Annotated in this window: 21 protein-coding genes and 4 pseudogenes; 14 read left to right on the top strand and 11 right to left on the bottom strand. The window is 70.4% G+C overall.

Annotation, left to right across the window (positions count from 1 at the left end; translation table 11 throughout):
- Positions 1 to 47: 47 nt before the first annotated feature.
- The 3 genes and pseudogenes from ABGA99_RS12650 to ABGA99_RS12640 all read left to right on the top strand — a co-directional run.
- A complete protein-coding gene (locus ABGA99_RS12650) occupies positions 48 to 371 on the top strand; it encodes a plasmid stabilization protein (RefSeq protein ID WP_347580779.1) in 324 nt (107 codons plus the stop codon).
- A 238-nt stretch (positions 372 to 609) separates the two neighbouring features.
- The gene (locus tag ABGA99_RS12645; RefSeq protein WP_347580780.1) at positions 610 to 2,433 is read left to right on the top strand and encodes a thiamine pyrophosphate-requiring protein; all 1,824 of its coding nucleotides are present in this window, start codon (positions 610 to 612) and stop codon (positions 2,431 to 2,433) included.
- Positions 2,434 to 2,549: 116 nt separating this feature from the next.
- A pseudogene (locus ABGA99_RS12640) lies at positions 2,550 to 2,939 on the top strand (ornithine decarboxylase); the annotation flags it as partial.
- Positions 2,940 to 3,101: 162 nt separating this feature from the next.
- Here ABGA99_RS12640 and ABGA99_RS12635 read toward each other — a convergent pair.
- Positions 3,102 to 3,287: an ANTAR domain-containing protein gene (locus tag ABGA99_RS12635; RefSeq protein ID WP_347582674.1), complete on the bottom strand. Its 186-nt coding sequence runs from the start codon at positions 3,285 to 3,287 to the stop codon at positions 3,102 to 3,104.
- Positions 3,288 to 3,610: 323 nt separating this feature from the next.
- On the opposite strand from ABGA99_RS12635, the gene ABGA99_RS12630 reads away from it, so the two are divergent.
- Positions 3,611 to 3,916, top strand: coding sequence for a helix-turn-helix domain-containing protein (locus ABGA99_RS12630; RefSeq protein WP_347580781.1), 306 nt, complete (start codon positions 3,611 to 3,613; stop codon positions 3,914 to 3,916).
- A gap of 487 nt (positions 3,917 to 4,403) precedes the next feature.
- Here ABGA99_RS12630 and ABGA99_RS12625 read toward each other — a convergent pair.
- The 3 genes and pseudogenes from ABGA99_RS12625 to ABGA99_RS12615 form a co-directional block, all read right to left on the bottom strand.
- Positions 4,404 to 4,598: pseudogene (locus tag ABGA99_RS12625) on the bottom strand (iron-containing redox enzyme family protein); the annotation flags it as partial.
- A gap of 237 nt (positions 4,599 to 4,835) precedes the next feature.
- Positions 4,836 to 5,357 carry a GAF domain-containing protein gene (locus tag ABGA99_RS12620; protein WP_347580782.1) on the bottom strand — a complete coding sequence of 174 codons (522 nt, stop codon included), beginning with the start codon at positions 5,355 to 5,357 and terminating at the stop codon, positions 4,836 to 4,838.
- 464 nt (positions 5,358 to 5,821) lie between these two features.
- Positions 5,822 to 6,091: pseudogene (locus tag ABGA99_RS12615) on the bottom strand (DNA polymerase ligase N-terminal domain-containing protein); the annotation flags it as partial.
- Between the two features lie 247 nt (positions 6,092 to 6,338).
- Here ABGA99_RS12615 and ABGA99_RS12610 point away from each other — a divergent pair.
- Positions 6,339 to 6,500 (top strand): annotated as a pseudogene (locus tag ABGA99_RS12610) (Ku protein); the annotation flags it as partial.
- A 298-nt stretch (positions 6,501 to 6,798) separates the two neighbouring features.
- Complete coding sequence (locus ABGA99_RS12605; RefSeq protein ID WP_347580783.1) at positions 6,799 to 7,527, top strand: HAD family hydrolase; 729 nt, start codon at positions 6,799 to 6,801, stop codon at positions 7,525 to 7,527.
- A 184-nt stretch (positions 7,528 to 7,711) separates the two neighbouring features.
- Here ABGA99_RS12605 and ABGA99_RS12600 read toward each other — a convergent pair whose 3' ends face one another.
- Both ABGA99_RS12600 and ABGA99_RS12595 read right to left on the bottom strand, forming a co-directional pair.
- Positions 7,712 to 8,152, bottom strand: a complete 441-nt coding sequence (locus ABGA99_RS12600; protein WP_347582644.1) for a MarR family winged helix-turn-helix transcriptional regulator — start codon at positions 8,150 to 8,152, stop codon at positions 7,712 to 7,714.
- Positions 8,149 to 8,484, bottom strand: coding sequence for a hypothetical protein (locus ABGA99_RS12595; RefSeq protein ID WP_347580785.1), 336 nt, complete (start codon positions 8,482 to 8,484; stop codon positions 8,149 to 8,151). Before ABGA99_RS12595 ends, ABGA99_RS12600 begins: the two co-directional genes overlap by 4 nt.
- Positions 8,485 to 8,826: 342 nt before the next feature.
- Between ABGA99_RS12595 and ABGA99_RS12590 the strand changes: the two genes are divergently transcribed.
- The 7 genes from ABGA99_RS12590 to ABGA99_RS12560 all read left to right on the top strand — a co-directional run bounded on the left by ABGA99_RS12590 (position 8,827) and on the right by ABGA99_RS12560 (position 16,351).
- Positions 8,827 to 9,375: a 2Fe-2S iron-sulfur cluster-binding protein gene (locus ABGA99_RS12590; protein ID WP_347580786.1), complete on the top strand. Its 549-nt coding sequence runs from the start codon at positions 8,827 to 8,829 to the stop codon at positions 9,373 to 9,375.
- Positions 9,372 to 10,367, top strand: a complete 996-nt coding sequence (locus ABGA99_RS12585; RefSeq protein WP_347582643.1) for a xanthine dehydrogenase family protein subunit M — start codon at positions 9,372 to 9,374, stop codon at positions 10,365 to 10,367. Before ABGA99_RS12590 ends, ABGA99_RS12585 begins: the two co-directional genes overlap by 4 nt.
- Positions 10,367 to 12,481 carry a xanthine dehydrogenase family protein molybdopterin-binding subunit gene (locus ABGA99_RS12580; protein ID WP_347582642.1) on the top strand — a complete coding sequence of 705 codons (2,115 nt, stop codon included), beginning with the start codon at positions 10,367 to 10,369 and terminating at the stop codon, positions 12,479 to 12,481. The genes ABGA99_RS12585 and ABGA99_RS12580 overlap by 1 nt, the downstream gene beginning before the upstream one ends.
- A gap of 388 nt (positions 12,482 to 12,869) precedes the next feature.
- On the top strand, positions 12,870 to 13,916 hold the full coding sequence (locus ABGA99_RS12575; RefSeq protein ID WP_347582641.1) for a YihY/virulence factor BrkB family protein: 1,047 nt from the start codon (positions 12,870 to 12,872) through the stop codon (positions 13,914 to 13,916).
- Between the two features lie 412 nt (positions 13,917 to 14,328).
- Positions 14,329 to 15,135: a SigB/SigF/SigG family RNA polymerase sigma factor gene (locus ABGA99_RS12570; RefSeq protein WP_347582550.1), complete on the top strand. Its 807-nt coding sequence runs from the start codon at positions 14,329 to 14,331 to the stop codon at positions 15,133 to 15,135.
- 356 nt (positions 15,136 to 15,491) lie between these two features.
- Positions 15,492 to 15,713: a DUF6458 family protein gene (locus ABGA99_RS12565; protein ID WP_347580791.1), complete on the top strand. Its 222-nt coding sequence runs from the start codon at positions 15,492 to 15,494 to the stop codon at positions 15,711 to 15,713.
- A 323-nt stretch (positions 15,714 to 16,036) separates the two neighbouring features.
- On the top strand, positions 16,037 to 16,351 hold the full coding sequence (locus ABGA99_RS12560) for a DUF3618 domain-containing protein (RefSeq protein ID WP_347580792.1): 315 nt from the start codon (positions 16,037 to 16,039) through the stop codon (positions 16,349 to 16,351).
- Positions 16,352 to 16,694: 343 nt separating this feature from the next.
- Here the strand turns inward: ABGA99_RS12560 and ABGA99_RS12555 are convergent, their stop codons facing one another.
- Both ABGA99_RS12555 and ABGA99_RS12550 read right to left on the bottom strand, forming a co-directional pair.
- Positions 16,695 to 16,889 (bottom strand): hypothetical protein, encoded by a 195-nt coding sequence (locus ABGA99_RS12555; protein WP_347580793.1) that lies wholly within the window; start codon positions 16,887 to 16,889, stop codon positions 16,695 to 16,697.
- Between the two features lie 263 nt (positions 16,890 to 17,152).
- A complete protein-coding gene (locus ABGA99_RS12550) occupies positions 17,153 to 19,477 on the bottom strand; it encodes an MMPL family transporter (protein ID WP_347582640.1) in 2,325 nt (774 codons plus the stop codon).
- A gap of 276 nt (positions 19,478 to 19,753) precedes the next feature.
- Here ABGA99_RS12550 and ABGA99_RS12545 point away from each other — a divergent pair, with 276 nt between their 5' ends.
- Positions 19,754 to 20,428 (top strand): response regulator transcription factor, encoded by a 675-nt coding sequence (locus ABGA99_RS12545; protein ID WP_347580795.1) that lies wholly within the window; start codon positions 19,754 to 19,756, stop codon positions 20,426 to 20,428.
- Between the two features lie 105 nt (positions 20,429 to 20,533).
- Here ABGA99_RS12545 and ABGA99_RS12540 read toward each other — a convergent pair whose 3' ends face one another.
- From ABGA99_RS12540 to ABGA99_RS12530, 3 genes are all read right to left on the bottom strand, one after another.
- Entirely contained in the window at positions 20,534 to 21,823 is a 1,290-nt protein-coding gene (locus ABGA99_RS12540; protein WP_347582639.1) for a histidine kinase, read from the bottom strand.
- A gap of 195 nt (positions 21,824 to 22,018) precedes the next feature.
- Positions 22,019 to 23,392, bottom strand: coding sequence for an RICIN domain-containing protein (locus ABGA99_RS12535; protein WP_347580797.1), 1,374 nt, complete (start codon positions 23,390 to 23,392; stop codon positions 22,019 to 22,021).
- 31 nt (positions 23,393 to 23,423) lie between these two features.
- Positions 23,424 to 24,854, bottom strand: a complete 1,431-nt coding sequence (locus ABGA99_RS12530) for an endo-1,4-beta-xylanase (protein WP_347582638.1) — start codon at positions 24,852 to 24,854, stop codon at positions 23,424 to 23,426.
- Positions 24,855 to 24,933: the final 79 nt, after the last annotated feature.

Below are 24,933 nucleotides of genomic sequence, written 5' to 3'. Positions count from 1 at the left end.
GGCACACGATGGTGTGGCCAGACCGCACGAAGCCGACAGGAGGCACCATGCCGAGCGGATCCAGCCGTAAACGGGAACGTCAGTACGAACACATCAAGGAGGGCGCGGAGAAGCGCGGCACCGGCCCCCGGCGGGCGAAGGAGATCGCCGCCCGGACGGTGAACAAGGAGCGGGCCCGCACCGGCGAGGCGCGCACCGCGAGCCGTAGCTCCACCAGGGACATCTCCTCTGGCAGGAGGGGCGGCCTCCGCTCCCACTCGGGCCCCGGAGGGCCGACGTACGACCAGCTCTACGCGGAGGCCCGGCGCCGCAACATCCGTGGTCGCTCGTCCATGAACAAAGCCCAGCTCAAGCGCAAGCTCGGCCGCTGAGAGCCGCGGCAGGCCCTGGGCAGCCACCCGCACGGCCGAGTGCGGGCGTACGGGTACGAAGTGCCCCGGCCCGTCGGTAAGTCCTCGTGAGGCCGGCCGTCACCGATCGGTGCGTCCTGCCGGGCGCCACGGCGCTCACCGCTGCTGCCGTCGCCATGGCCTACCGCGCCGCCCTGCTCCTGCGCCCGTAGCCGAAGCCGACCGCAACCCCCCACCCGCGTCACCGAAAGGCCACAGCATGGCGACCAAAGTCTCGGACTACATCCTCGAACGGCTGCGCGCGTGGAAGGTCGAGCACGTCTTCGCCTATCCAGGCGACGGCATCAACGGTCTGCTCGCCGCCTGGGGCCGGGCCGACAACAATCCCCGGTTCGTCCAGGCCCGGCACGAGGAGATGTCCGCCTTCCAGGCCGTCGGCTACGCCAAGTTCTCCGGCCGGGTCGGGGTGTGCGCCGCCACGTCCGGCCCCGGCGCCATCCACCTCCTCAACGGCCTGTACGACGCCAAGCTCGACCACGTACCCGTGGTCGCGATCGTCGGACAGACCAACCGCAGCGCCATGGGCGGCTCCTATCAGCAGGAGGTCGACCTCCTCAGCCTCTACAAGGACGTCGCCTCCGACTTCTGCGAGATGGTCACCGTCCCGGAGCAGTTGCCCAACGTCCTCGACCGCGCCATGCGCACCGCCATCGCCCGCCGCACGGTGACCGCCCTCATCATCCCGGCCGACGTGCAGGACCTCGACTACTCCGCACCCGAACACGCGTTCAAGATGGTGCCTTCCAGCCTGGACATGTCGACCTACGCCCCTGTCCCGGCCGACCCCGACATCGAGCGCGCCGCTCAGTTGCTGAACGCGGGCGAGAGGGTCGCCATCCTCGTCGGGCAGGGTGCGCGCGGCGCCCGGCGTGAAGTCATGGAAGTCGCCGACCGGTTGGGTGCCGGCGTGGCCAAGGCGCTCCTCGGCAAGGACGTACTCGACGACGAACTCCCCTACGTCACCGGGGCGATCGGCCTGCTGGGCACACGGCCCTCGTACGAGCTGATGCAGGACTGCGACACGCTGCTGGTCATCGGCTCCAGCTTCCCCTACACCCAGTTCCTTCCCGAGTACGGCCAGGCGCGTGCCGTGCAGATCGACGTCGATGCGCACATGGTCGGCATGCGCTACCCGTTCGAGGTCAACCTCGTCGGCGACGCCCGTGCGACGCTGCAGCGGCTCCTGCCGCAGTTGCGCCAGGCCGGGGACGGCGGCTGGCGCAAGAAGACCGAGCAGAAGAACGCGCGCTGGTGGGAGGTCATGGAGCGGCGCGCCGCGGTCGATGCCGACCCGGTCAACCCCGAGTACGTGGTGCACTGCCTGAACGGCCTGCTGCCGGAGAACGTCATCGTCACCGCCGACTCCGGCTCCGCCGCCAATTGGTACGCCCGCCACCTGCGGCTGCGCGACGGCATGCGCGGATCGCTGTCGGGCACACTGGCCACCATGGGCCCCGGCGTCCCCTACGCCATCGGGGCGAAGTTCGCCCACGGCGAGCGTCCCGCGATCGCCCTGGTCGGTGACGGCGCGATGCAGATGAACGGCCTCGCGGAGCTGATCACGGTCCAGAAGTACTGGCAGGACTGGGAGGACCCCCGTCTGGTCGTGGCGGTGTTCAACAACCAGGACCTCAACCAGGTCACCTGGGAGATGCGCGCCATGAACGGCGCACCCCAGTTCCTGCCCTCGCAGTCCCTGCCCGACGTCGCGTACGCGGACTTCGCGCGCTCCCTGGGCCTGGGCGGCATGCGGGTGGACAAGCCGGACCAGGTGCAGCACGCCTGGGAGACGGCCCTGGACGCCGAACGGCCCTACGTCCTCGACTTCTGCACCGACCCGGCCGTGCCCCCCATCCCGCCGCACGCATCCCTCGACCAGATCGAGGCCGCCGCGGCCTCCGTACTCAAGGGCGACAGCGACCGCGCCGCCATGGTCCGCCAGGGCGTCAAGGCCAAGGTCCAGGAGATGCTGCCGGGCGGGGACGGCCGCAAGGACCGGCCGGACGCAGGCGGCGAGCAGTGACGCACACCCCGACCGTGGAGCGGCCGGTGCGGCCCGGAGCGCCGTGGGGACCGGCGAACGGGTGACGCAGGCCGTCGACCGGTGATCATTGGCGGTCCACCGGAGAGGACCGGGGCATGGATCGCTCACGCGCGCCGGCGCTTGAGGCACTCGGCCGCTACCACCGGGAGTGCCTGCTCCCCTTCACCTCGCCCGGCCACAAGCGGGCCCGCGGCGCGGATCCCGAGGTGCGCGAAGTACTGGGGGACGCCGTGTTCGCGTCCGACGTGCTGGCGATCAGCGGGCTGGAGGACCGGCGGGCCTCGGGCGGCACGTTGCGCAACGCCGAACTGCTGATGGCGGACGCCGTACGGGCGGAGCACACCTTCTTCTCCACCTGTGGCAGCTCGCTGTCGGTCAGGGCGGCGATGCTGGCGGTGGCAGGACCGCACGAGAAACTGCTGGTGGGCCGGGACGCACACAAGTCCGTGGTCTCGGGGCTCATCCTGTCCGGGCTGCGCCCGGTGGCCGCGGCCGGTGGGATCGAGTTCCGCGCCGGGCTCCCACTGCATCACCACGCCGTAGACGTTCGGCCCCTTCTCCGCCGCTGGCGGCGACATCGAAGCCGGCTGCGGTCAGGAGGCGGCAGACCTCGTCAAGAAGGAGATGCGGTGCGTCGGCCGCCTCCATCATCTCCCAGCACACACCCGCTCGATCGCCTTGCGCATCGGAAGTTGCAGGTCCTCGCGCATCGGCGTGCCGCCGGTGGAGGAAACCACCCATGCGGCAACGTCGCGCAGAGCGACGTTGGCAAGCTGGGAGGTCTGCCGAAGTACCTGCCAGGCGTCGTCGGCATCACCATCGAGGAGGACCATCAGGACCCCGCGAGCCTGATCAACCACCGGCCTGGTCCGGATTGCCTGTTTGAGCTGGGCGTTCTCCTCGCTCAACTCGGCCAGCCGGCGCCTTACCCACGGCGGCAGCCCGTCGAGGGCCGCCCCGGACTCTCCCGCCGGCTGCTGTGACGGCTGAGCGGTGGTGTCGTTGTCGGCTGCAGGCCGTATGTGGGGCGTCCCTTGGCCCATCTGCGGGGAAGGCATGTGGGTCTCCTGCCCACCTCACTCGAGGATGCACCACGATTCACGAAACAGATTTCGCGTTTTACAATGCGCGAACTTGGCATCGTACGATACCGGCGATGGCTACTGCACCCGAATCACACACCGGCTGGACCTTCCTCACCAACCACGCCCGCGTCCTTGCCGCGATCGCCGACAACCCCTCCGTACGGATCCGTGACATCGCGGCCCATTGCCGACTCACGGAGCGCGCCTGCCAGCGGATCATCGCCGACCTGGAACAGGCCGGCTACCTCTTCCGCACCCGGCACGGCCGTTCCAACACCTACCGCATCCAAGAGGACGTCCCGCTGCGCCACCCGGCCGAGTCCGACCTGACCGTGGCCACCCTCCTGACCCTCCTCGCGCGGCACGAACAGCCCTGAAACCAGCCGCACCCCCCGCCCCCGGCCCTCCCGCACCCAGTTCCCGGCGCCGGGTTTGCGTAGCCCCGATGCGGACGAAGTTGGCACCGACGCAGTCGACATCGTCGTGCCAGGTGCAGCAGATCACGAATGGACGGAGACCGAACGAGGCGCGGGGGAGGCAAAAGGCGCACATCTCCGTGCAGAGCATGCAGGGATATGAGCAGGAAGAAACACTCATACGAGTGACAAAAGCCTGTAACTGGTCGATAAGGACCTACAGTTGACTGATCGGCCGGGACTGGCGATCCGTATCCCCCACGTGCCGGTCCCGGCCGTCGCCCATGGACAGATCGAAGCCGCAGCCACGAAGAGAGCAAGCGGTGGTCTGCGGAAAGACGGGTAGAGGCAACCAGGGCACACAACTGGCAGGCCACGCCGTAGAGTTGCGCCTACGGCCGGGGCCGGTAACCCCGTTTTCCCCCATCTACCGGTCCCGGCCGTCACCGAGATGCGGCTCCGCCTCCGACAACCCGGCCACCGCCTCGTGCCGAACGACCTGCTCGTGGACGGCGTCGGCCTCCACGTGCTCGCGGTAGAAATACTCCGCGGCCGGGCCCGCACCCAGCCGCTCGATGGCCTGCGGCAGCCGTCGAGAGCCCGGGGAGGAAGTGATTTCGGCCGCTGCGAAGTGGCCGAGCAGCGACAGGAGGTTCACGACGGCCGGCGGCCACGACCTGACGGCCGGCGGCCACGACCTGACGACCGGCGCGCGCCACACGGGCCCGGCGAGTACGCCGCCCACGACCCGGCGGCCGGGCGTTTCTCAAGGCCACTGCGTACAAACCGCCCGATGAGCCGGTCGACGACGACTACCCCCCTGTTTCTGACCAGCGGGCGTCGGGGCCGGGCGAACCAGCCACCCAGGTCGGTCCGGGTGTCATGAGGACGGCGGGGAGTCCTCGTCCAGGTGGTGGACGTCGTCCAGCAGCACGACGGCCACGGCGTCGGCCGCGGTGGCGCACCGCCCGTATTCCTCCGCCGACATAGCCCCCGACGTATGCCTGATCAGGCCGACCGACCCGAGGACGCGGCCGCGGAACCGCAGCGGGAAGGCGCACAGGACGCCGGCGTGCGGCAGCGGCGTCCGCGTCGGCGGCCGGAGCGCCGGCCGGCGCTCCCGGCGGCCGCGCAGGTCGGCGACGACGGGGCGGCCCAGGGTGGCCGCGCGTACGGACGGTCCCTCGCCCAGCGCGAACTGCAGCGCCTCCAGGCTCAGCGCAGTCACGTCGGAGGCGTAGCACACGTGCTGGTGCGGGCCGCGGCCGAGCAACGAGAGCGTCACGGCGTCCATGCCGAGATCGCCGCGAAGCAGCCGGCACAGCCGACCGGGCAACCCGCCCGGCCCGCCCGCGACCGCGGTGTCGAACACCGACTGCCGGACGGTGAAACGGTCGTCCATTCCTCTCACACGATACGGAGACGACGTATGGTGGTCACCGGCACAGGTACCCGCGGTTCGGCATTCAGTCACCCCATCTTTCCACCGGATGCGGGCCCGCGCTGTTGCCGCGTGCGAAGTCCGTTCGGCGGAGAGAAGGCCACGGCCTCGCCGTCGATCGTGAAGTCCGCGCAGTCCTGAGGGCCAGGGCGTCGACGATCTCCAGGTAGGTGGCATCCGGCCGCAGTGCGGTACGGCTTCGTACGGGCACCGCACCTTCCTCTCGTACCCCGAGCAGGCGCCTGCCGTCGAGCCTCCGCTCGAAGATCCAGCCGGTGCCGAATCGCGCCGATCGCTGAGCGTCGCCGGTGTCGGCAAGGCCGCCCGTTCTATGCCCGGCGCTGCCTTGCGGGTGCTTCCGTGCAACTCGGGCGGCAGCCCCTCCCGCGGACTACTCACCGCGCCGACGCCGTCCGGGGTCCATCGGGGTGGTCCTCGGTGGGGATGGCGAGCCTCTTGTCGTGGGGATCGGTGGAGGGCCCCTTGGGGACTGCCCAGGACTTCAGGACGCCGTCGACCTCAAGGCCGAAGTCGAAGTGCACCGTGCTCGCGTCGTGGATCTGCACCACGAAGGTCGGCTCGTCCTCTTCACCCGGTGCGGCTTCGTCGCGCGCGGCGCGCTCGCCGCCCGGCTCGCTCGTCCTGTCGAAGTGCCGCTTCTCGCGGTAGGTCCGCAACTCGTCCTTCTTGCTCAAGACAGTCCCCCTTTCGTCGCCTCGCTCGTCCGCCTCGGCCGGGTGTCCCGCCCGCCGCTGCCTCGCGGCGCATGCAGTCCGTGCCCTCATCATCCGCCGGGCCGAGTCGCGCAGGCGCGTTACTCCTTGACGGTCGGTGTCTGCGGTCCGCGGAGCACGTGCTCGGAGTGCTCCGGGTCGCCCCAGGCATGGGAATGGGCATGGGCCGGGGTGAGGCGGGTGGCTTTGTACGGTCTGCTCGGGCACGCTGACGTTCGGGCTGGTCGGCATGCCGGTCTCGAAGGTCACGGCCACGACCTCCCACACGGTCCGCTTCCACCGGATGGAACGGGGCACCTCCGACCGGGTGCGGAACAAGCACGTCGACGAACGGACCGGCAAAGAGGTCCCGTACGGCAGGGTCGTGAAGGGCTATGACCGCGACGGCGCGTACAGGCGGCCACCTGGAGTAACCCGGCGCATGCCTCGGGCCCGCGAGGGTATCCACATACCTTCCGCGAGTTGGAGGAGGTGTCATGCCCGGCGAGCGGCTGACCCGGCCCGTGTGGGACGGCCTGGCTGCCGGGTGCGCGCCACCCGCACGTCCCGGACGCCCCCGACCTCCCGGTTCGGGCACGGTGCGGGTGCTCAACGGACGGTCTCCGAGTCCGTGACCGAGCCGCACCTCTGCAGTCCTGTGACCCGTGACCCCCGATCAAGGAGCACTCGTGCCACGCGCAGCCCTCTTCGACGTCGACGGCACCCTCGTGGACAGCACCTACCTGCACGTCACCGCGTGGTGGGAGGCGCTGCGCCAGAGCGGCCACGACGTTCCGACGGCCGTCATCCACCACGCCATCGGCCTGGGATCCACCGACCTGCTCGACCACCTCCTCGGCGAGCACCGAGACCGCGACCAGGACGACACCATCAGCAAGGCGCACAAGACCCTCTACGCCACGCACTACGAGACACTGACCCCGCTCCCCGGCGCCGGCGACCTCCTACGCGCCCTCGACGCCCGCGGATGGCGCATCGGCCTGGTCACCTCCGCCGACGACCGCCAACTCACCGCCATGCGCGAGGCCATCGGCGCGGACGACGTCATCCGGGACACCGCCAGCTCCACCGACGTGACCCACGGCAAACCGGCCCCGGATCCCCTGCGACACGCGATGGAGCTGGTCGGCTCCGACACCAACGGCACCGTCTTCGTGGGCGACTCCGTCTGGGACATGCAAGCCGCCTCCCGCGCCGGTATCACGGCCGTCGCCCTGCTCTCCGGCGGCATCCCGCGCGCCCACCTGGAGCACGCCGGCGCCCACGAGACCTACGAGGACCCGTCCGACCTGCTCGCCCACCTCGACGACAGCGCCTTCGGCACTTGCTTTATGGCGGGGCCGGCATCATCCCCGGTGGACTGGCCAGCGGGACCGGGCGCGGGCGACCCTTCTTGAGGGGTCACGCCTTCTCCCCGGCCGTCGAGTTCACCACATCTCCACGTCGATGAAGACCTGGAAGGAGATTCGCTCCTCCGCAGGGGGTACGGGACAGCCTGAATCCCCTTATCACCACGGGGTAGTTCGGGGAGAGCCGTGCGGCGTGGAGCGCGTGCACCGTTCAGTGGCTGCGGCGCTAGGGTCATGCGTCCATCGCGTACGACTGCTCCATCAGCTCGGTCATGGCCTGCTGGAAGTCACGGCGACGTTGCTCACTCCAACCGGCGGTCAGTTGGTCGAAGACTTGCTCCTGCCAGCGGTGAGCCTGTTCCAGCATGGATCGGCCCGCAGGGGTGAGGGACGCTTCGCGCCGTCGTCCGTCGACCGCAGAGGTCTCCATGACCAGGCAGCCGGCCGCCGTGGCGTTCTTGACCAGCCGCGAGGCTCCGCTCTGGTCGATGCCGATCTCGTGAGCGACGGCATTCACGGTCGCTGGTACCCCGCGTGCAGTCAGAGAGTCGACTGCTTCGGTGACCAACACGAGCCGCCCCTGTTCAGTCGCAGCAGGATCACTCACCGCAGATCGGCGCGACCAGTGCCGGACGAAGCCGAACAAGACCTGGCCCGGTCCCTGGCCGATCATTCGGACAACGCCATCTCACGGCAGATGTAGGCCAGCTCGAGCGCCGCCTTCAGGTCAGGCAACCGCAGCGCGGCAGTCACCTTGCCGGCAGTAGCGCGGAAGACCGTCGCCACGCGCGTCGGGGTCTTACTCTCGGGCCAGGTCGCGTGCTCCTCAACAACCATCAAGCGGTCACTGACCGGGTGCCACGACCGTGGCACCAGCTTGACCCCGGAGCGCTCCACCCACTCGGCGAACTGCTCAGGTGTAATAGGACCAGCGCCTTTCGGGCCCAGGACCACGATCGGGTCCCCGACCGCCCTCGCAGAACGGTGCAGGTCACCCTCATTCACGCTTGCTCACATCGAGGGCACGTCACCGAAACGCCACAGCACCCTTTGGTCCCGGCAGCACGTCGAGGACCCCCAGGCTGTTTGCGGTGGCGACCCCGAGGGACACCCACGCACCCTCCATGCCTCCCGAGACGCGAGGGGGCCGGCGTAGGCGTCCTTGGTGCGCGGCGACACGCGCGGCCGAGTCGGTAACACTCCCGATCGCGCCGATTTGTCGTTAATGTCCGTACAGAGTGATGGCGCACATCGACGCTCGGATGGTGCGGTCACCGAGGTTTCGCCTCGCACAGCGTGGCACCCGCTGTTGCTGGGACCGATGCCGGAGCGCCCGGGAGGTGGCTCATGGAACACCGGATCACCCTTCGGGTGGACGGCACCGAGAGGTCCGTGACGGTCGACTCGCGCACCACGCTGCTCGACGCACTGCGTGAGCGTCTGGGGGTGACCTCCCCGAAGAAGGGCTGCGACCACGGCCAGTGCGGCGCCTGCACGGTGCTGCTGGAGGGCCGCAGACAGCTCAGCTGCCTGACCTTCGCCGTCGCGCACGACGGCGACCAGGTGGTCACCGCCGAGGGTCTCGGCGAAGTACGTGGCGACGGCGGACTGCACCCGGTGCAGCGGGCGTTCATCGAGCAGGACGGCTTCCAGTGCGGCTACTGCACACCCGGCCAGGTCTGCTCCGCCGTCGGCATGCTCGACGAGGCGGAGGCCGGCCACCCCAGCCACGTCACCCAAGACCTGACGCCGCGCGGCGTGCCCGACTCCCCCGCACTGCTCGACGACGAGGAGATCCGGGAGCGGATGAGCGGCAATCTGTGCCGGTGCGGGGCGTACGTGAACATCGTCGCCGCGCTGCGCGAGACCGCGACGGCATCGCGGGGGGCGTCGTGATCCCCTTCGAGTACCGCCGGGCCGCCGACGCGGAGGAGGCGGTGGCCACCGTCGCCGCCCGTCCGGACGCCGTGTTCCTCGGCGGCGGCACCAACCTGGTCGACCACATGAAGCTGGGTGTCGCCGCGCCGCACATGCTCGTCGACGTGTCGCGGCTGCCCCTCACGGAGGTGGAGGAGACACCCGGCGGCGGGCTGCGCATCGGCGCGGCGGTGCGCAACAGCGACCTTGCCGCCCACCCCCTCGTACGGGAGCAGTTCCCGGCCCTGGCCCGGGCGCTGCTCTCGGGTGCCTCCGGGCAGCTGCGCAACGCCGCCACCACCGGCGGAAACCTGCTGCAGCGCACCCGCTGCCGCTATTTTCAGGACGTCACCACACCGTGCAACAAGCGCGAGCCCGGATCCGGCTGCGCCGCGATCGGCGGCTGGAACCGTCACCACGCGGTGCTCGGGGTCTCCGAGCACTGCATCGCTGTGCACCCTTCGGACATGGCGGTGGGCCTCCTCGCCCTGGACGCGACGGTGCATGTGCTCGGCCCGGGCGGCGCCCGTACGCTGCCGCTCGCCGATCTGCACAGGCTGCCGGGGGACGCCCCGGAGCGGGACACGGTGCTGGCGCACGGTGAGCTGATCACCGCCGTCGAGCTGCCGCCGGCGAGCGGCATGACCCGGCGGTCGACGTACCGCAAGGTTCGAGAGCGCGCCAGCTACGCATTCGCTCTGGTATCAGTCGCCGCCGCGCTGGACGTGGACGACGATGAGGGTGTCGTTCGGGACGCGCGGATCGCGCTCGGCGGCGTCGCCCACAGGCCGTGGCGCGCCGAGCGGGCGGAGGACGTGCTGCGCGGCGCTCCCGCGGTGGAGGAGTCCTTCCGCCGGGCCGCCGACGCCGAGTTGGCCGCCGCCGAGGTACGGGACGGCAACGCATACAAGGTGCCGCTGACCCGCAACACCATGGTCGCGGTCCTGCGCGACCTCACGGAGGCAAGGTGATGACCACACTCCGCCCGCGCGCCGTCGGCACTCCGCTGAAGCGTCTGGACGGCCCGGCCAAGGTGACCGGGACCGCCCGCTACGCGTTCGAGCATCCCGTCGAAAACCCGCTCTACGTCCATCCACTGCAGGCCACCGTCGCCCGCGGCCGGATCACCGGCGTGGACACCGAGGCGGCCGCGGCCTGTCCCGGCGTCACGGCCGTGCTCACCCACCGCGACGCGCCCCGGCTCCAGGAGACCGGTGACGAAGAGCTGGCGGTGCTGCAGTCCGGCCGGATCGCCTTCCGCGGCCAGCTCGTGGGCGCAGTGCTCGCCGAGGATGTGGAGACCGCCCGGCACGCGGCCTCCCTGGTGCGGATCGCGTACGAGGATGAGCGCCCCGACGTCGAGCTGCGCGCCGACCGCGACGACCTGTACGCCCCCGACGTCGTCAACCCCGCCTTTGCCACCGACAGCGACAACGGCGACGTCGACGCGGCGATGGACCGGGCCCCGGTCACCGTCGACGTCACCTACACGACGCCGATGGAGCACAACAACCCGATGGAGCCGCACACCGCGGTCGCCGTGTGGCAGCCGGACTCCGCGGTGCGGCTGTTGCTCTACGCCTCCACGCAGGGCGTGCACACCGTACGCACCGCCCTCGCCCCGCTGTTCGGGCTGGAGGCCGATCAGGTGCGGGTGATCTCTCCGCACGTCGGCGGCGGGTTCGGCTCGAAGGGCATGCCGCACGCGCACGATGTGCTGGCCGCCCTGTGCGCCAGGGCGGTGCCGGGCCGGCCGGTGAAGCTGGCGCTGACCCGCCAGCAGATGTTCACGCTCACCGGGCACCGCACCCCCACGATCCAGCACTTGCGGCTCGGCTGCGAAACGGACGGCCGGATCACCGCGATCGGCCACGACGTGGTCGAACACACGGCCCGTATCAAGGAGTTCGCCGAGCAGACAGCCACCGGCACCCGGATGATGTACTCCGCGGCCAACCGTCGTACCTCGCACCGGCTGGCGGCGCTGGACGTGCCCGTGCCTTCCTGGATGCGGGCACCGGGCGAGTGCCCGGGCCTCTTTGCGCTGGAGTGCGCGATGGACGAACTGGCCGCCGCCTGCGGCCTGGACCCGGTCGAGCTGCGGGTACGCAACGACCCGCCTGAGGACCCGGAGACAGGACGTCCCTGGTCCGGGCGGAAGCTGGTGGAGTGCCTGCGCGAAGGCGCCCACCGCTTCGGCTGGGACCGTCGCGCCGCCGCTCCCGGCGCCCGCCGCGAGGGACGGGAGCTGGTGGGCCTCGGCATGGCGTCGGCCACGTACCCGTACTACGCGGGCCAGGGCTCGGAGGCGCTGGTCCGCCACGAGGGCGAGGGCCGCTGGACGGTGCGGATCGGCGCGGCCGACATCGGCACCGGGACCTGGACGACGCTCACCCAGATCGCCGCCGACGCGCTGGACGCGCTGCCGGACGACGTGACGCTGCACATCGGCGACACCGCACTGCCCCCGGCGACGGTGGCCGGCGGCTCCTCGGGCCTCGCGTCCTGGGGCTCGACGGTGGTCGCGGCCGTCCGCGCCTTCCGCGAGCAGCACGGCGACGACCCGGCGCCGGGCGCCGAGTCCCGCGCCGGCACGCCGGAGAACCCGGACCAGCAGAAGTACGCGCTGCACTCCTTCGGCGCGCACTTCGCCGAGGTACGGGTCGACACCGACACCGGCGAGATCCGCGTGCCGCGCATGCTCGGCGTCTTCTCCGCGGGCCGCATCGTCAACCCGCGCACCGCCCGCTCCCAGTTCCTCGGCGGCATGACCATGGGCCTGTCGATGGCGCTGCACGAGCACACCGTGCTGGACCCCCGCACCGGGCACGTGGTGAACAACGACCTCGCCGACTACCACATCGCCGCGCACGCGGACGTCTGCGACATGGAGGCCATCTGGCTGGACGAGGAGGACCCGCACTCCAACCCGATGGGCACCCGCGGAATTGGCGAGATCGGCATCGTGGGCTCACCCTCCGCCGTGATCAATGCGGTGTTCAACGCGAGCGGGGTACGCGTGCGAGACCTGCCGGCGACACCGGACAAGCTGCTGCAGGCCCTGGACGCACTGCGCGGCGCATGACGGCCCTACGACTGCGCCACGCCGAGCCACCCGTGGGAGGCCCGGGGTGCGCGTGCCACGGCAGGCTCGAAGAAGCTGAGCAAGATCGAATCGTACGAGTCCGCCATGACGGCCTCCCCCACCCGGCGCGGACAGGGCCACTCTTACCGCCGCTCCCGCCGGGCACGCGACCACTGCTGATCGCCGGTCGCGGCCAAGCGCGACCCGGTCTCCTGGGCGGCGAACTGCAGGCGGGAGCACAAGGCGCCGCTGTCACGGACTGGGCCCGGGGATTCACCGGGCCGGCGAAGGACGTCGCGCGCGAGTCCGCACAGCGGATGAAGGGGACGCCACGCAATGGCAAGGAGGCCGCCCGGGCGGGCAAGGAACGGACCGGAGAGGAGCGGCGATGACGAGGAGCGACGACGCCGAGGAGCCGTCGCGGGCCGGGGGCCCCGGGCCGCGACCGGACGACGGACCAAAGGAGCGACCCAGAGAGCGGCCCCCTGCCAAGGGACCGACCGGCCTGTCCGGAGGGTCGTGGTGGGCTGCCCTCAAGCGCACGCCCAAGGAGTACAAGGATGACGGCCTCAGCGACTGGGCGGCCGCGCTCACCTACTACGGGGTGCTGGCGATCTTTCCCGGGCTGCTGGCGCTGGTGTCGATCGCGGGCCTGATCGGCGACTCCGCCATCGACCCGCTGATCGACAACGTGGCCACGCTGGCACCCGGGGCGGCCCAGGACATCCTCACCACCATGCTGGAGCAGATGAAGGACAAGCAGGGCCAGGCCGGGATCGCGCTGATCATCAGCGTCGCACTCGCCCTGTGGTCCGCCTCCGGCTATGTGGCCGGATTCATGCGGGCGGCCAACACCGTCTACGACGTCCCCGAGGGCCGCCCGGTGTGGAAGACCCTGCCCACCCGGCTGGCCATCACCGCCGCCCTCGTGCTCCTGACGGCTCTCATCGCCGTCGGCGTCGTCTTCACCGGCACGCTCGCCCACCGGGCGGGCGACGTGTTGGGGCTGAGCGATACGGCCGTCACGGTATGGAACTGGGCCAAGTGGCCCGTGCTGGTCATCCTGGTCGGCCTCGTCATCGCGGTGCTGTACTGGGCGGCCCCCAACATCCGCCACCCCTTCCGCTGGGTGACGCCCGGGAGCCTGCTGGCCGTCCTCATCTGGCTGCTCGCCTCGGCGGCGTTCGGGCTCTACGTGGCCAACTTCGGCAGCTACAACAAGACCTACGGCAGCTTCGCCGCCGTCTTCATCTTCCTGATCTGGCTGTGGATCTCGAACATCGCGGCGCTGCTCGGCCTGGAGCTGAACGCCGAGCTGGAGCGCGGGCGCGCCCTGGAGACGGGTCACCCCCCGGAAGCGGAGCCCTACGCCGAGCCCCGAGACACGCGCAAGCTGAAGAAGAAGGAGACGAAGGAGGAACTGGAGGAGGAATGAGAGCGAGTGAGCAGGACACAAGGTGACAGGTCGGGCCGGAGGAAAGGAAGACCCGCCGGGTCGACCGCCCGAGCAGGGTTCGGAAGTATCCGTCGGGCATGACGGACGTGGCGTGGCGCGGCCACCCCGTGCGGCGCCGGCCTTCAGGGCACGGCACAGACCCCGGTCGTGGACGCCCCGCACAGCCGTACGCTGGGGAGGGTCACGTTTGCATCGCCTGGTGGCGGGCAAGCGGACTCACGTGCTTCGGACCAAGAGGCACGCCGCGGGAGTCATCGGCTTCTCAGCCGTCAGTGCTCAGGCCGCGTACGGTCCGGAGTCGTTCGCGGCCTGCTCACCGGTGAGCCGGTACCACGCCGCCACCTTCCTCCCGTGAGAACTGAACGCTTGCGACTCGCCCGAGGGAGGCCCCGTGGCGTACATCCGGGCAAGGACCAGCAAACACCCCCACGACGACGCACCCGACACCTCCGCGCACTTCCGCCGGCTGGCCGGCATGCCGGAAGGGCCGGAGAAGAAGGCGCTACGTCAGGATGTCGTACGCGCCTGGATGCCGATGGCCCAGCGGCTCGCCCGCCAGTTCCGCAACCGCGGCGAAGCGCTGGAAGACCTCGAACAGGTCGCCCACCTCGGCCTGGTCAAGGCCGTCCGGCGATACGACCCGGCACGCGGCAACGCCTTCGAGAGCTACGCCGTGCCGACGATCGTCGGTGAACTCAAGCGCCATTTCCGTGACCACATGTGGGGCGTGCACGTGCCCCGCCGGGTCCAGGAACTGCGCAACCGCGTCCGCAGCGCGAGCATGGCGCTTGCCACCACCGCCGACGACCGCTTCCCGCCGACCGCGGACATCGCCGAAGAGGCCGGCCTGACCGAGGACGAGGTACGCACGGGCCTGGAGGCCCTGGAGAGCTACGCCGCCCTCTCCCTCGACGCCACCCTGACCGACACCGGCGACGGCTACTCGCTCGCCGACACCGTCGCCAGCACCGAACCCGGCTTCGACCAGGCCGTCGACCGCGAAGCCGCACGACCCCACCTGAGCCGGCTGCCGGAACGCGAACGCGAAATCCTCTACCTGCGCTTCTTCTGCGACATGACCCAAAGCAGCATCGCCGACCACCTCGGCATCTCCCAGATGCACGTCTCCCGCCTGATCAGCCGCACCTGCACACACATCCGCGAACGCGTCCAGGCCGACCGAGCCGCAGCCGCGTAGCTTGCACGGCCCAAGAAGACCCGCCCGACCGGGGGCGTTGGGGGGCCTTGTGCTCCCCGGAGGGCGGAAGAGGGCCCGGCCCTGCCATGACACGCCCTTCCGCCACACGCTTCGGACTCCCAGACGGGCGTCCTCAGGCGCGCTCCACGGCCTCGCCTCCCTTCGGGAAGCCTCCGCTAGAGGGCGCCGAGCCGGTCGGCCCACCGCGTCCGGGGTGAGATCCGCCGACTGCGGTGACACGGGCGCGTACCACGCATCGGGCGCGCCCGTTCTGCGGAAGGGTGCGTGTCCCGCCGTCGTTTGGGTACCCGGACGCAGCAGCAACGCACTCAACGCCATGAACGGAGGTCAGCCTCATGGGAATTGGCGGAAGCATTCTTCTGATGGCCGCGGGTGGCATTCTCGCCTTTGCCACCGACTGGCACGTCAACGGTCTGGATGTCCAGGTGATGGGCTGGATCATGATGCTCGCCGGCTTCGTCGGCCTGGTCGTCATCTCCAGCGTGCAGCGCCGCCGCCGCGCGGTCGCGCCTCCTACCGAGGCCGTCGTCGAGGAGCGGCATCGCTACTACGAATAGCGGCGCACAGCCACCGGTGTTCACACCCGCCGAGGCGTGGTACCCGCGCCTCGATGACGGACAAGCAGACGACGCTTATGCGATCGGACCAGCTCACCGACGAGGGAGCCACCCTCATCCGCGCCGCGGGACGGCACGAGATCCGTGCCGGGCGCGATGAGTTGCGCGAGGAACTGTGCCGGCCACTGCTGAAGCGCAGCGCCGCCGCAACGGCGGCGCTGGGCAACTCGCCCGGGTCCGCCCGGAGGAGCCGGCCTCCGCGCAGTCGAGGAAACTGCCGACGAGCGAGCGTTTCGAACAGATCAGGGAGAGGACGATTCATCATGGCAAGCACGCAGGACAAGTTGCGGGAGCAGGTGGAGACGGCTCGCGGCCGACTGGGGGACGGCGTCGAGCAGTTGGTCGCCAGGACGGACGTGAAACACCGGGCCCAGAAGAGGGCGGCAGACGTCAAACGGGTCGTCGACGACAAGACGCCGGACCGGGTGCGCCACGCCGCGGGGCGTGCGGGCCACGTGGCCGAGCGCGCGGCCCGTACGGGCAAGAAGCGCCCGGTGCCGACGGCGGCCGTCGTCGGTGGCGCGGTGCTGGCGCTGGTCTTCCTGCTCTTCCGTCGCAGCCGGGGCGACGGCCGCTGAACGTGCGGCCGGCACGACCGGCACGGGTTTCTTCGGCGTCGCCCTCCCGGGCCCGGCACTCCCCAGGTCGTCCGTGCGGCAAGGGCACCATCACGCCGGGCCCGGCGGGCCGGCGGCCCTCGGGGCCGCCTCAGGTGCGTCGCGAAGCCGTTGCTCGGACCCGGGGCCATTTCCCGGTGAGCCGCCGCCGGCGGACCACCAGCCCACCAGCCCACCGGCCACCCCTGCCACCGTGAGGGCACCCGCCCCGGGCGGCGATCGGCGCGGCGTTCGGCCTCGGACCCGCGCCGGCGTCCGCCACGGCTACGGCCATCGCCGTGCGGCCGGCCTGCCCCGTCGGCCGTCAGGTACCGATGGCGCTGATGCTCTCGGCCATCTCGTCGAGGAAGTCCTGTAGTTCCGGTCCCGAGCCCGTCGACGCCAGCAGGAAGCCGAAGAGCACTGCGACGATCGCAGGCCCGGCCTTGACCGAGCCGCTGCGCATCAACACGATCAGGATGATCCCCATCATCAGCACCACGGACAGTGAAATCGCCACGCCTCATCACCCCTAAGTTCTCTTTTCTCCTCCCAGGGCATCCACCGCCTGCGCACCCTGGTGGCGTATCCGAAGTCGTGCAGGTCGCCGAAGCGAGAGGTGTCCACTTTCGATTTGTGTCGTACCGAGACCCGTCGGGAGGCGTCTCCGGGACCGGCGCTTCGCGGACCTGCGCGTCGCCGACGGGACGGGAAGCAACCCCGGGTGCCCGGTCGTTGACCATGACCAGGCCCGCGCCGCACAGCCTGGCGAGGGCATCGGTGTCAGGCACCGCGCTTGTCGATGAGGATCGGACTCCGGTCATCGGCCGGGGGCGCGGCGTGGGCCCGTTCGCCGCCGGTTGGCGCATCGACGGGTCCCTCGACGGAGACGTGGGGCAGGATTCGGTCGATCGCCTTGGGCAGATACCAGTTCCATTTTCCGAACAGCTGCATGGCCGCCGGTACGAGGATCGTGCGCACCACCAGGGCATCGAGCAGGATGGCCACGGCCACGCCGAGCCCGAACTCGGCGATCATGCGCATGCCGACGAACAAGAAGGCCGTGAACACGCAGATCATGATGATCGCGACAGCCGTGATGATCTGCCCGGTGGCGGCCTGGCCGCGGCGGACGGCGAGGTTGTTGTCGCCGGTGTGGAGCCATTCCTCGTGGATGCGGCTGACCAGGAACACCTCGTAGTCCATCGACAGCCCGAACAGGACGGCCAGCATCATCGGCGGCAGGAACGACTCCACGGGCCCGGCCGGGCCCGCGCCCAGGGCGGACGAGCCCCAGCCCCACTGGAAGACCGCGACCACGATGCCGAACCCGGCGCCGGCCGAGAGCAGGTTCATCACCGCCGCGGTGAGCGGGATGAGCACGCTGCGGAACGCGAGCATCAACAGCAGGCATCCCAGGACGACGACGATGGTGACGAACAGCGGCATCTTGCCGCTCAGTTCGGACGCGAAGTCCTTGTGCACGGCGGTCTGCCCGCCGACGTAGACGGTGAGCCCGTCCTCCTCGTGGGCGGGGATCACGCGGTCGCGCAGTGTGTCGATGAGGTCCGACGTCTGCTTCGACTGCGGGGATTGCGTGGGGATGACCTGCATGGTTCGCACCGTCGCGGCGGGCGTGGCCGGAGGGGTCCGTACGGACGACACCCCCCGAACGGTCCCGATCTCCCGTCCCAGCCGGGTGAAGTCGGTCGCGGCCTGCGGGGACGGGACCTTCGCGACGAGTTGCAGCGGGCCGTTGTGTCCCGGGCCGAAGCCGTTGGCGAGCAGGTCGTAGGCCTGACGCGTGGTGGTGTCGGGCGGGTTGTTGCCGGCGTCGGAGGACCCCAGCCTCAGCGAGAAGAACGGGATCATCAGCACCACCATGACCACGGTCGCCATGATCGTCAGCGGCACCGGCCGCTTCTGCACGAATCCGGCCCATCGGGCCCACCTGCTGGAGGCCTGAGCCTCACTCGGCCCTTCACGCTTGAGCCGGGCGCGTTGACGGCGGCTGAGCACTCGCGTTCCGAACAGACCGAACAGGGCCGGCAGCAGGGTAACGGCGACCGCGATGGCGAACGCCACCATGATCGCCGCCGACAGTCCGATCCCGGACAGGATGCTGAACCCGAGGATGAGCAGGCCGAGCATCGCGACCGCGACCGTACCGCCGGCGAAGATGACCGCCCGGCCGGAGGTGTTCATGGCCGCCACGGTCGCTTCCTGCGGACTGAGCCCGGCCCGGATGCCGTTGCGGTAGCGGGCGACGATGAACAGCGCATAGTCGATGCCGACGCCGAGACCGATGAACGCGGCGATGATCGGGGCGGTGCCGGGGACGCTCATCACCTGGGTGAGGAGGTCGATCGCGAAGATCGCGCTGCCCAGCGCCAGGACCGCGGCGATGAGCGGGATGGCCATCGCCACCAAGGACCCGAACGCGAACAGCATGACGATCGCCGCGGCCAGGATGCCGATCAGTTCGCTGCTCGATGTCGAGGGCTTGTCCAGCTCCCCGATCGCCTTTCCTCCGAACTCCACCCGCAGCGCGTCGCCGCGCAGCTTCGAGCCCAGGTCCACGACCTGCTCGATGTTCCCGGTGTCCAGGCTCTGGCTCTGCTCGGTGAAGGTGACCGTCGCGTAGGCGGTCTCGCCGTCCCGGCTGATCTGCGCCGACCCCTTGGGATCGAACGGGCCGGCCACCGCGCCGACCTCGGGCACCGCGGCCACCTCGGCCAGCATCCTGTTCACATCGGCCTTGACGGCCGGGTCGGTGACCTTCCCGCTGGTCGCATGCAGCACGATGGTGCTCGTGTCGCCGGAGGTGCGGTCGAACTCCGTCGCCAGCAGCTCTGCCGCCTGGGTCGATTCCGTGCCGGGCAGGGTGTACTCCTCCGAGAAGGAGGAGCCGCCCGCGGCGCGCACACCACCCGCCAGGACCGCGAGGAGCAGCAACCACCCGCCGATGACGATGAACCGGTGCCGGAAGCACCACCGCGCGATCCCGCTCATCGGCTTCCGCCCGGAAGCCGGATCTGATGGTTGTGGAAATGGAGCACAACTCTGCTTTCGTGAGTAGGTCGGGCTCAGCGCCTTGCCGCGCTGCACGGCCCGCTCAGCCTTGTCGCACGGGCCTCCCTGCAGCTCACAGCCTGCCTCCGCGGCGGCCCGGGCGTCGTCAGGCTGCGGACTGGAACGGGCGTCCGGCCAGGGGGGTAGCGGCCGTCGGCATACAGTCCTGGATGTACGCGCGGGTACGACCGTGACCCGAGGGCCTCGCCGCCGTGCGTCTGCCGTACGGGTCGGCGCGCGCAGCCGGCGCGTACGACTTGTACGGTGGCTGCCTGCGGTGCCCTTACCGACGTCCACATTCGGAGGCCGGCGATGACGATTCGGGTGGTCGTAGCAGACGACCACATCCTCGTACGGGCCGGCTTCAGCGTGCTCGTGAACGCCGCGGCGGGGATGGAGGTCGTCGCCGAGACCAGCACCGGCCGCGACACCGTGGCGGTCGGCCGCCGGCACCTGCCCGACATCATCCTGATGGACGTACGGATGCCTGACATGGACGGCATCGAGGCCACCCGGCAGCTACTCGGCGACCCGGCCACCGCGGCCATCCGGATCGTCATCCTCACCACCTTCGACCTCGACGAGTACGTGTTCGCCGCCCTCAAGGCCGGTGCCAGCGGCTTCCTCCTCAAGGACACCCCGCCCGAGCAGCTACTCGCGGGAATCCGCACGGTCGCCGCCGGCGACGCCCTCCTCGCGCCGAGCGTGACCCGGCGTCTCATTCGTGACTTCGTCAACCGCCCCGCCCTCGACTCGGGCGTCTCGCCCACCCTGCTCGACCCGCTCACGGAGCGTGAGAGAGAAGTCCTCGTCCATGTGGCCGCCGGACACTCGAACGCCGACATCGGCGCACAGCTCAACATCAGCGTCGCCACCGTCAAGACCCACGTCAGCCGGCTGTTCAGCAAGCTGCAGGCGCACGACCGCGCCCAGCTCGTCGTGATCGCCTACGAGACCGGCCTCGTCGAGCAGGCTCGACGGCGATAGGCCGGCGCCTGGGCGGCGGCCAAGCTCACCCGCGGAGGTGAGCGGACCTCGAACGGTCCTCGACCGGGCCGCTCAAGAGCCGGCCCTCGGTCCTGTCTGTGCAGGTCACAGAGTCGTGTCCGAGGGCTCGGGTGGCGCGGGGTCCTCGGGCGTCGTGGCGGCGGTCATGGGGCTGGATTCGCCCGTACGCAGCAGTGCCTGGACCCGGAAGCCGTGGCCGTGAGGACCGGCGCGCAGGTAGCCGCCGAACAGGGCCGCTCGCTCGCGCATGCCGATCAGCCCGTGACCGGCCGTGGTGGCAGGCCCGGCGGCGGAGCGGAGTACGGAGTCCTCCCGGCGGTGTGGCCCGGAGGGGCCGCTGTCGGTGACCTCGATGAACACCTCCTCGGTGCGGTACTCGATGCGGAGGGTGGCCCGGGTCGGCCCGGCGTGGCGTACGACGTTGGTGAGGGCCTCCTGGGCGATGCGATACGCGGACAGGTCCACCGCGGCGGGGAGCCGGCGGGCGGTGCCGCGGATATCGAGGCGCAGGTCGATGCCGGCGCTGCGGATCTGGTCGGCCAGCGCGGCGGTGTCGGCCAGCCCGGGGGTGGGAGTGAGCGCGGGATCGACGGCGTCCTCGTGGCGCAGTACCTCAACGAGCAGCCGCATCTCGTGGAGGGCCTGGCGGGTGGTGGTCTCGACGATACCGAGGGTCTCCACCACCTGGCCCGGATCGCTGTCCATGACCATGCGCGCGACACCGGCGCGTACGGCGACGAGGCTCATCGAGTGCGCCACGATGTCGTGCAGTTCGCGGGCGATGACCAGGCGTTCGTCGATGGCGGCCTGGCGGATCCGGGCGGCGTGCTGCCGTTCGCGTTCGGCCTCTTGCTCGGCAGCGGCGATGATCCTGTTCCGGCGCTCCCGGGCGGCAAGGCCGGCGAACCAGCCGACGCAGACGATCGCGACGTTGGCGACGAGCACGGCCGGCCAGCCCGGGGAGAAACGCCCGATGCCGACCCCGGCGGCCATCAGAAGGCCGGCGGCACCGGGGGGAACCCACCAGAACGCGTACTCCGCCGTCGCCGCGACGGTGTAGCCGGTGAGGGCGACGCAGACCGACACCTGCGGTGCCCCGCCGAGCGCGGCGACCGCGAAGGCAAGGAGCGACGCCACGGTGAACGACGAGCGCGGGCGGAGTCGGCGGGCAGCGACGGCGAGGGCGGCGAAGACGGTGCCCGCGGTCCGCAGCGCGTGCTCGCCGCCGGCGGCCTGGTGGGCGCCGCTGCGGGCGTCGGCCCAGAGCAGACCGACGCACAGCAGGACGGCGAGCGCGAAGTCGAGGAGGACGAGAGGGTGCGGTCGCCTGGTGAGAATTCGCTGGACCTGCCGTGCTGGAGCGTTGCCGGACACGCCGTCAGGCTACTCATGGGGAGGGGGCCGGTTCGTCAGGTCACAGTCGTGTTCACCGGGTGCATCGCCGACTGTACGCGGGCGGGCCGTACATCTCTGGTCGCATCCGAACCCCCTCCGACGCGGGCACGGCCGGGACAAACGTCGACGGAGTGGAGCCAGGACCGTCCTGGCTCCACTCCGTGCTGGGGCGTGTCACTGGAACTGTGCGAAGAACCTCCAGATCTCTGCCTTGGTCCAGGTGGTGACGCCGCTTTCGTTGGGGGAGCCGTCGACCGGACCGGGTATGTGGCCGCCGTCGAACGCGGCCCATTGGACCGGGTACCCGGCACGGCAGCCCGCGTAGGTGGTGGTGATGTGCGTTCGGCTGCCCGGTGCGGGCTCGCGCGGGCTCTGGGGGGTGCAGCCGTTGTTGCTGACGAATTTGTCGCGCAGGGACCGTCCTTGCGCGATGTTGAGGACGGAGTCGCTGATGCCGTGGATTCCGAAGTAGGCGATGGGCTGGGTGCCGCCGCTGCATCCGCTGATCTGGGCGCCGGAGATGACCGCGACGGCCCTGAAGACGTTCGCCCGGCTGCATGCGAGTGCGTAGCTCATGCCGCCGCCCCAGCTGAACCCGGTGGCGAAACGCTGTGCCGTGTTGACACAGAGGTCGCCCTCGATCAGACGGATCATGTCGTCGACGAACGTGACGTCCTCACCGCCCGAATTGGCCCAGCCGTTTCCGAGGCCCTGGGGGGCGACGAGGATGGCGCTGTTGTTCGACTGTTCTTGCTGGCCGTAGTAGGACCAGGCGGTCCCGCTCGTTCCGCCCGAGGCGACCTCGCCGGCGGTTCCGCCCCGCCAGTGGAAGGCGAAGATCAGCCGGTAGGGGCGGCTGTTGTCGTAGTTGGCGGGGACCCTGAGGATGAAGCTGCGGCTCTTGCCGCCGCTCTGAATCGTGTGCGTACCGCTCGTCAGGGTCGGGGGGCTGCCGCATCCACCGCCGCCGCCATCGGACGACAGCTTGACCATCTGCCATTGCTGGTTGGCGCCGCCCCAGTCGGCATACTGGACGACGTTGGCGCCGTCGGCGGTGGAGCCGTCCTGCACCTCCACCGCCTTGCCGCTGTTGCGGTTGATCAGCCGGACGTGGCCCGCGTCGGAGTCGGCCAGGCGGAACTGCTGGTTGGCCCCGTTGTGGTCGGCCCACTGCTGGATCGCGGCGCCGTCGGCGGTCGAGGCGCCGGACACGTCGAGGACCTTGCCGGAATGCCGGGCCTTGAGCCGGTAGAAGCCGCCGCCGGAGTCCACGAACTGCCACTGCTGGTTGGCCCCGTCGTGGCGCGTCCACTGGCTGACCCGCGCGCCGTCGGCGGTGGACACGCCGGAGACGTCGAGCGCCTTGCCGCTGGTGCGATTGACCAGGACGTACCAGGCGTTGGTGTCCACCGTCGCCGCCGCGGCGGGCGCCGGATTCACCACGGCGAGCATGCCGATGGCGAGGGCCGCCGCCACTACGGCGGCGATCCGGGACCACCAGCGGTGTCTTCGTGGAGAGGCGGAGGAAGCCGCACCGTAGGTCTTCATCGATTTCACCCTTTCGTTCGAGCAGATCCGCTCAGGTGCGGGTCCAGCGCTGGTTGCTGCCGTTCGAACAGGAGTAGAGCTGGATCAGGGTGCCGTTGGCGGTGCCGGCTCCGGTGGCGTCGAGGCAGAGGCCGGATTGGACGCCCACGATGGAACCGTCGGAGTTGAGGCGCCATTTCTGGTTGTCACCGCCCCAGCAGCTGTAGATCTGGACTCTGGCGCCGTTGCCGGTCCCGGCCGCGTCCAGGCACTTGTTGCCGTAGACCCGCAGCTCGCCGGCGTCGGTGGCGGCCCACTGCTGATTGGTGCCGCTGTGGCAGTCCCACAGGTGGAGCTGGGTGCCGTCGGACGTGCTGGCGTTCGGCACGTCCAGGCAGCGGCCAGAAGCGACGCCCTTGATCAGTCCGGAATCCCCGGGCGGTGTGGTGGAGCCGCCGTTGAGCGCGTTGAGGACGGCGGTGTAGGCGGGCTTCTTACTGCCGTCGCCGTTGAACAGCAGCGGTGTGTCCTGCGCCCGCCAGGAGTCGGTGTCGCGCACACCCCAGACAGTGATGCCGAGGCAGCGCGGGACGGCCAGGCAGTCGTTGGTCACGTTGGCGTACGTCGTGGGCGAGGCGCCCTGGATGTCGAGTTCGGTGATGGCCACGTCGACGCCGAGGGCGGCGAAGCTCTGCAGGGTGGTGCGGAAGTTGCTGTGGTAAGGGCTGCCGCTGTTGAAGTGCGACTGGAAGCCGACGCAGTCGATCGGTACGCCGCGCTGCTTGAAGTCCCGCACCATGGCGTACACGGCCTGGGTTTTGGCCCAGGTCCAGTTCTCGATGTTGTAGTCGTTGTAGCAGAGCTTGGCGGCCGGGTCGGCGGCGCGCGCGGTGTGGAAGGCGACCTCGATCCAGTCGTTGCCGGTGCGCTGCAGGTTGGAGTCGCGCCGTGCGCCCGAGCTGCCGTCGGCGAAGGCCTCGTTCACGACGTCCCACTGGGTGATCTTGCCCTTGTAGTGGCCCATCACACCGTTGATGTGGTCGACCATCGCCTGGCGCAGCGTGCTGCCGCTGAGGTTCTGCATCCAGCCGGGCTGCTGGGCGTGCCAGGCCAGGGTGTGGCCGCGCACCTCCTTACCGTTCTGCACCGCCCAGTTGTAGACGCGGTCACCGGCGGTGAAGTTGAACTGACCCCGCTGCGGCTCGGTGGCGTCGATCTTCATCTCGTTCTCGGCCGTCACCGAGTTGAACTCGCGGCTCGCGATCGACGTGTACGCCGAGTCGCCCAGCCTGCCCGAGGCGATGGCGGTGCCGAAGTAGCGGCCGCTCTGCGCCGCCGCGGCGCCGAGCGTGCTCTCGGCGGCGTGCGCGGGCGGCGGCGCGGCCAGCGTGCCGACCGCACCGAGGACGCAGACGACCAGCGCCAACAGCAGGCCGCGGAGCTTCCGGCGGACGACGGGTCTGGGAAGGGCATACGAGCCCATGACTGTGCCTCCAAGGTAGAAGAGGCCGGGGGGCCGCCACGCGGCGCCGCGTACCTCTCCGACGGTGCGAAGAGCCAGG

The sequence above is a fragment of the Streptomyces sp. B5E4 genome (genome assembly GCF_039871555.1).
Classification (GTDB): domain Bacteria; phylum Actinomycetota; class Actinomycetes; order Streptomycetales; family Streptomycetaceae; genus Streptomyces.
This window is presented reverse-complemented; position numbering and strand designations above follow the sequence as displayed.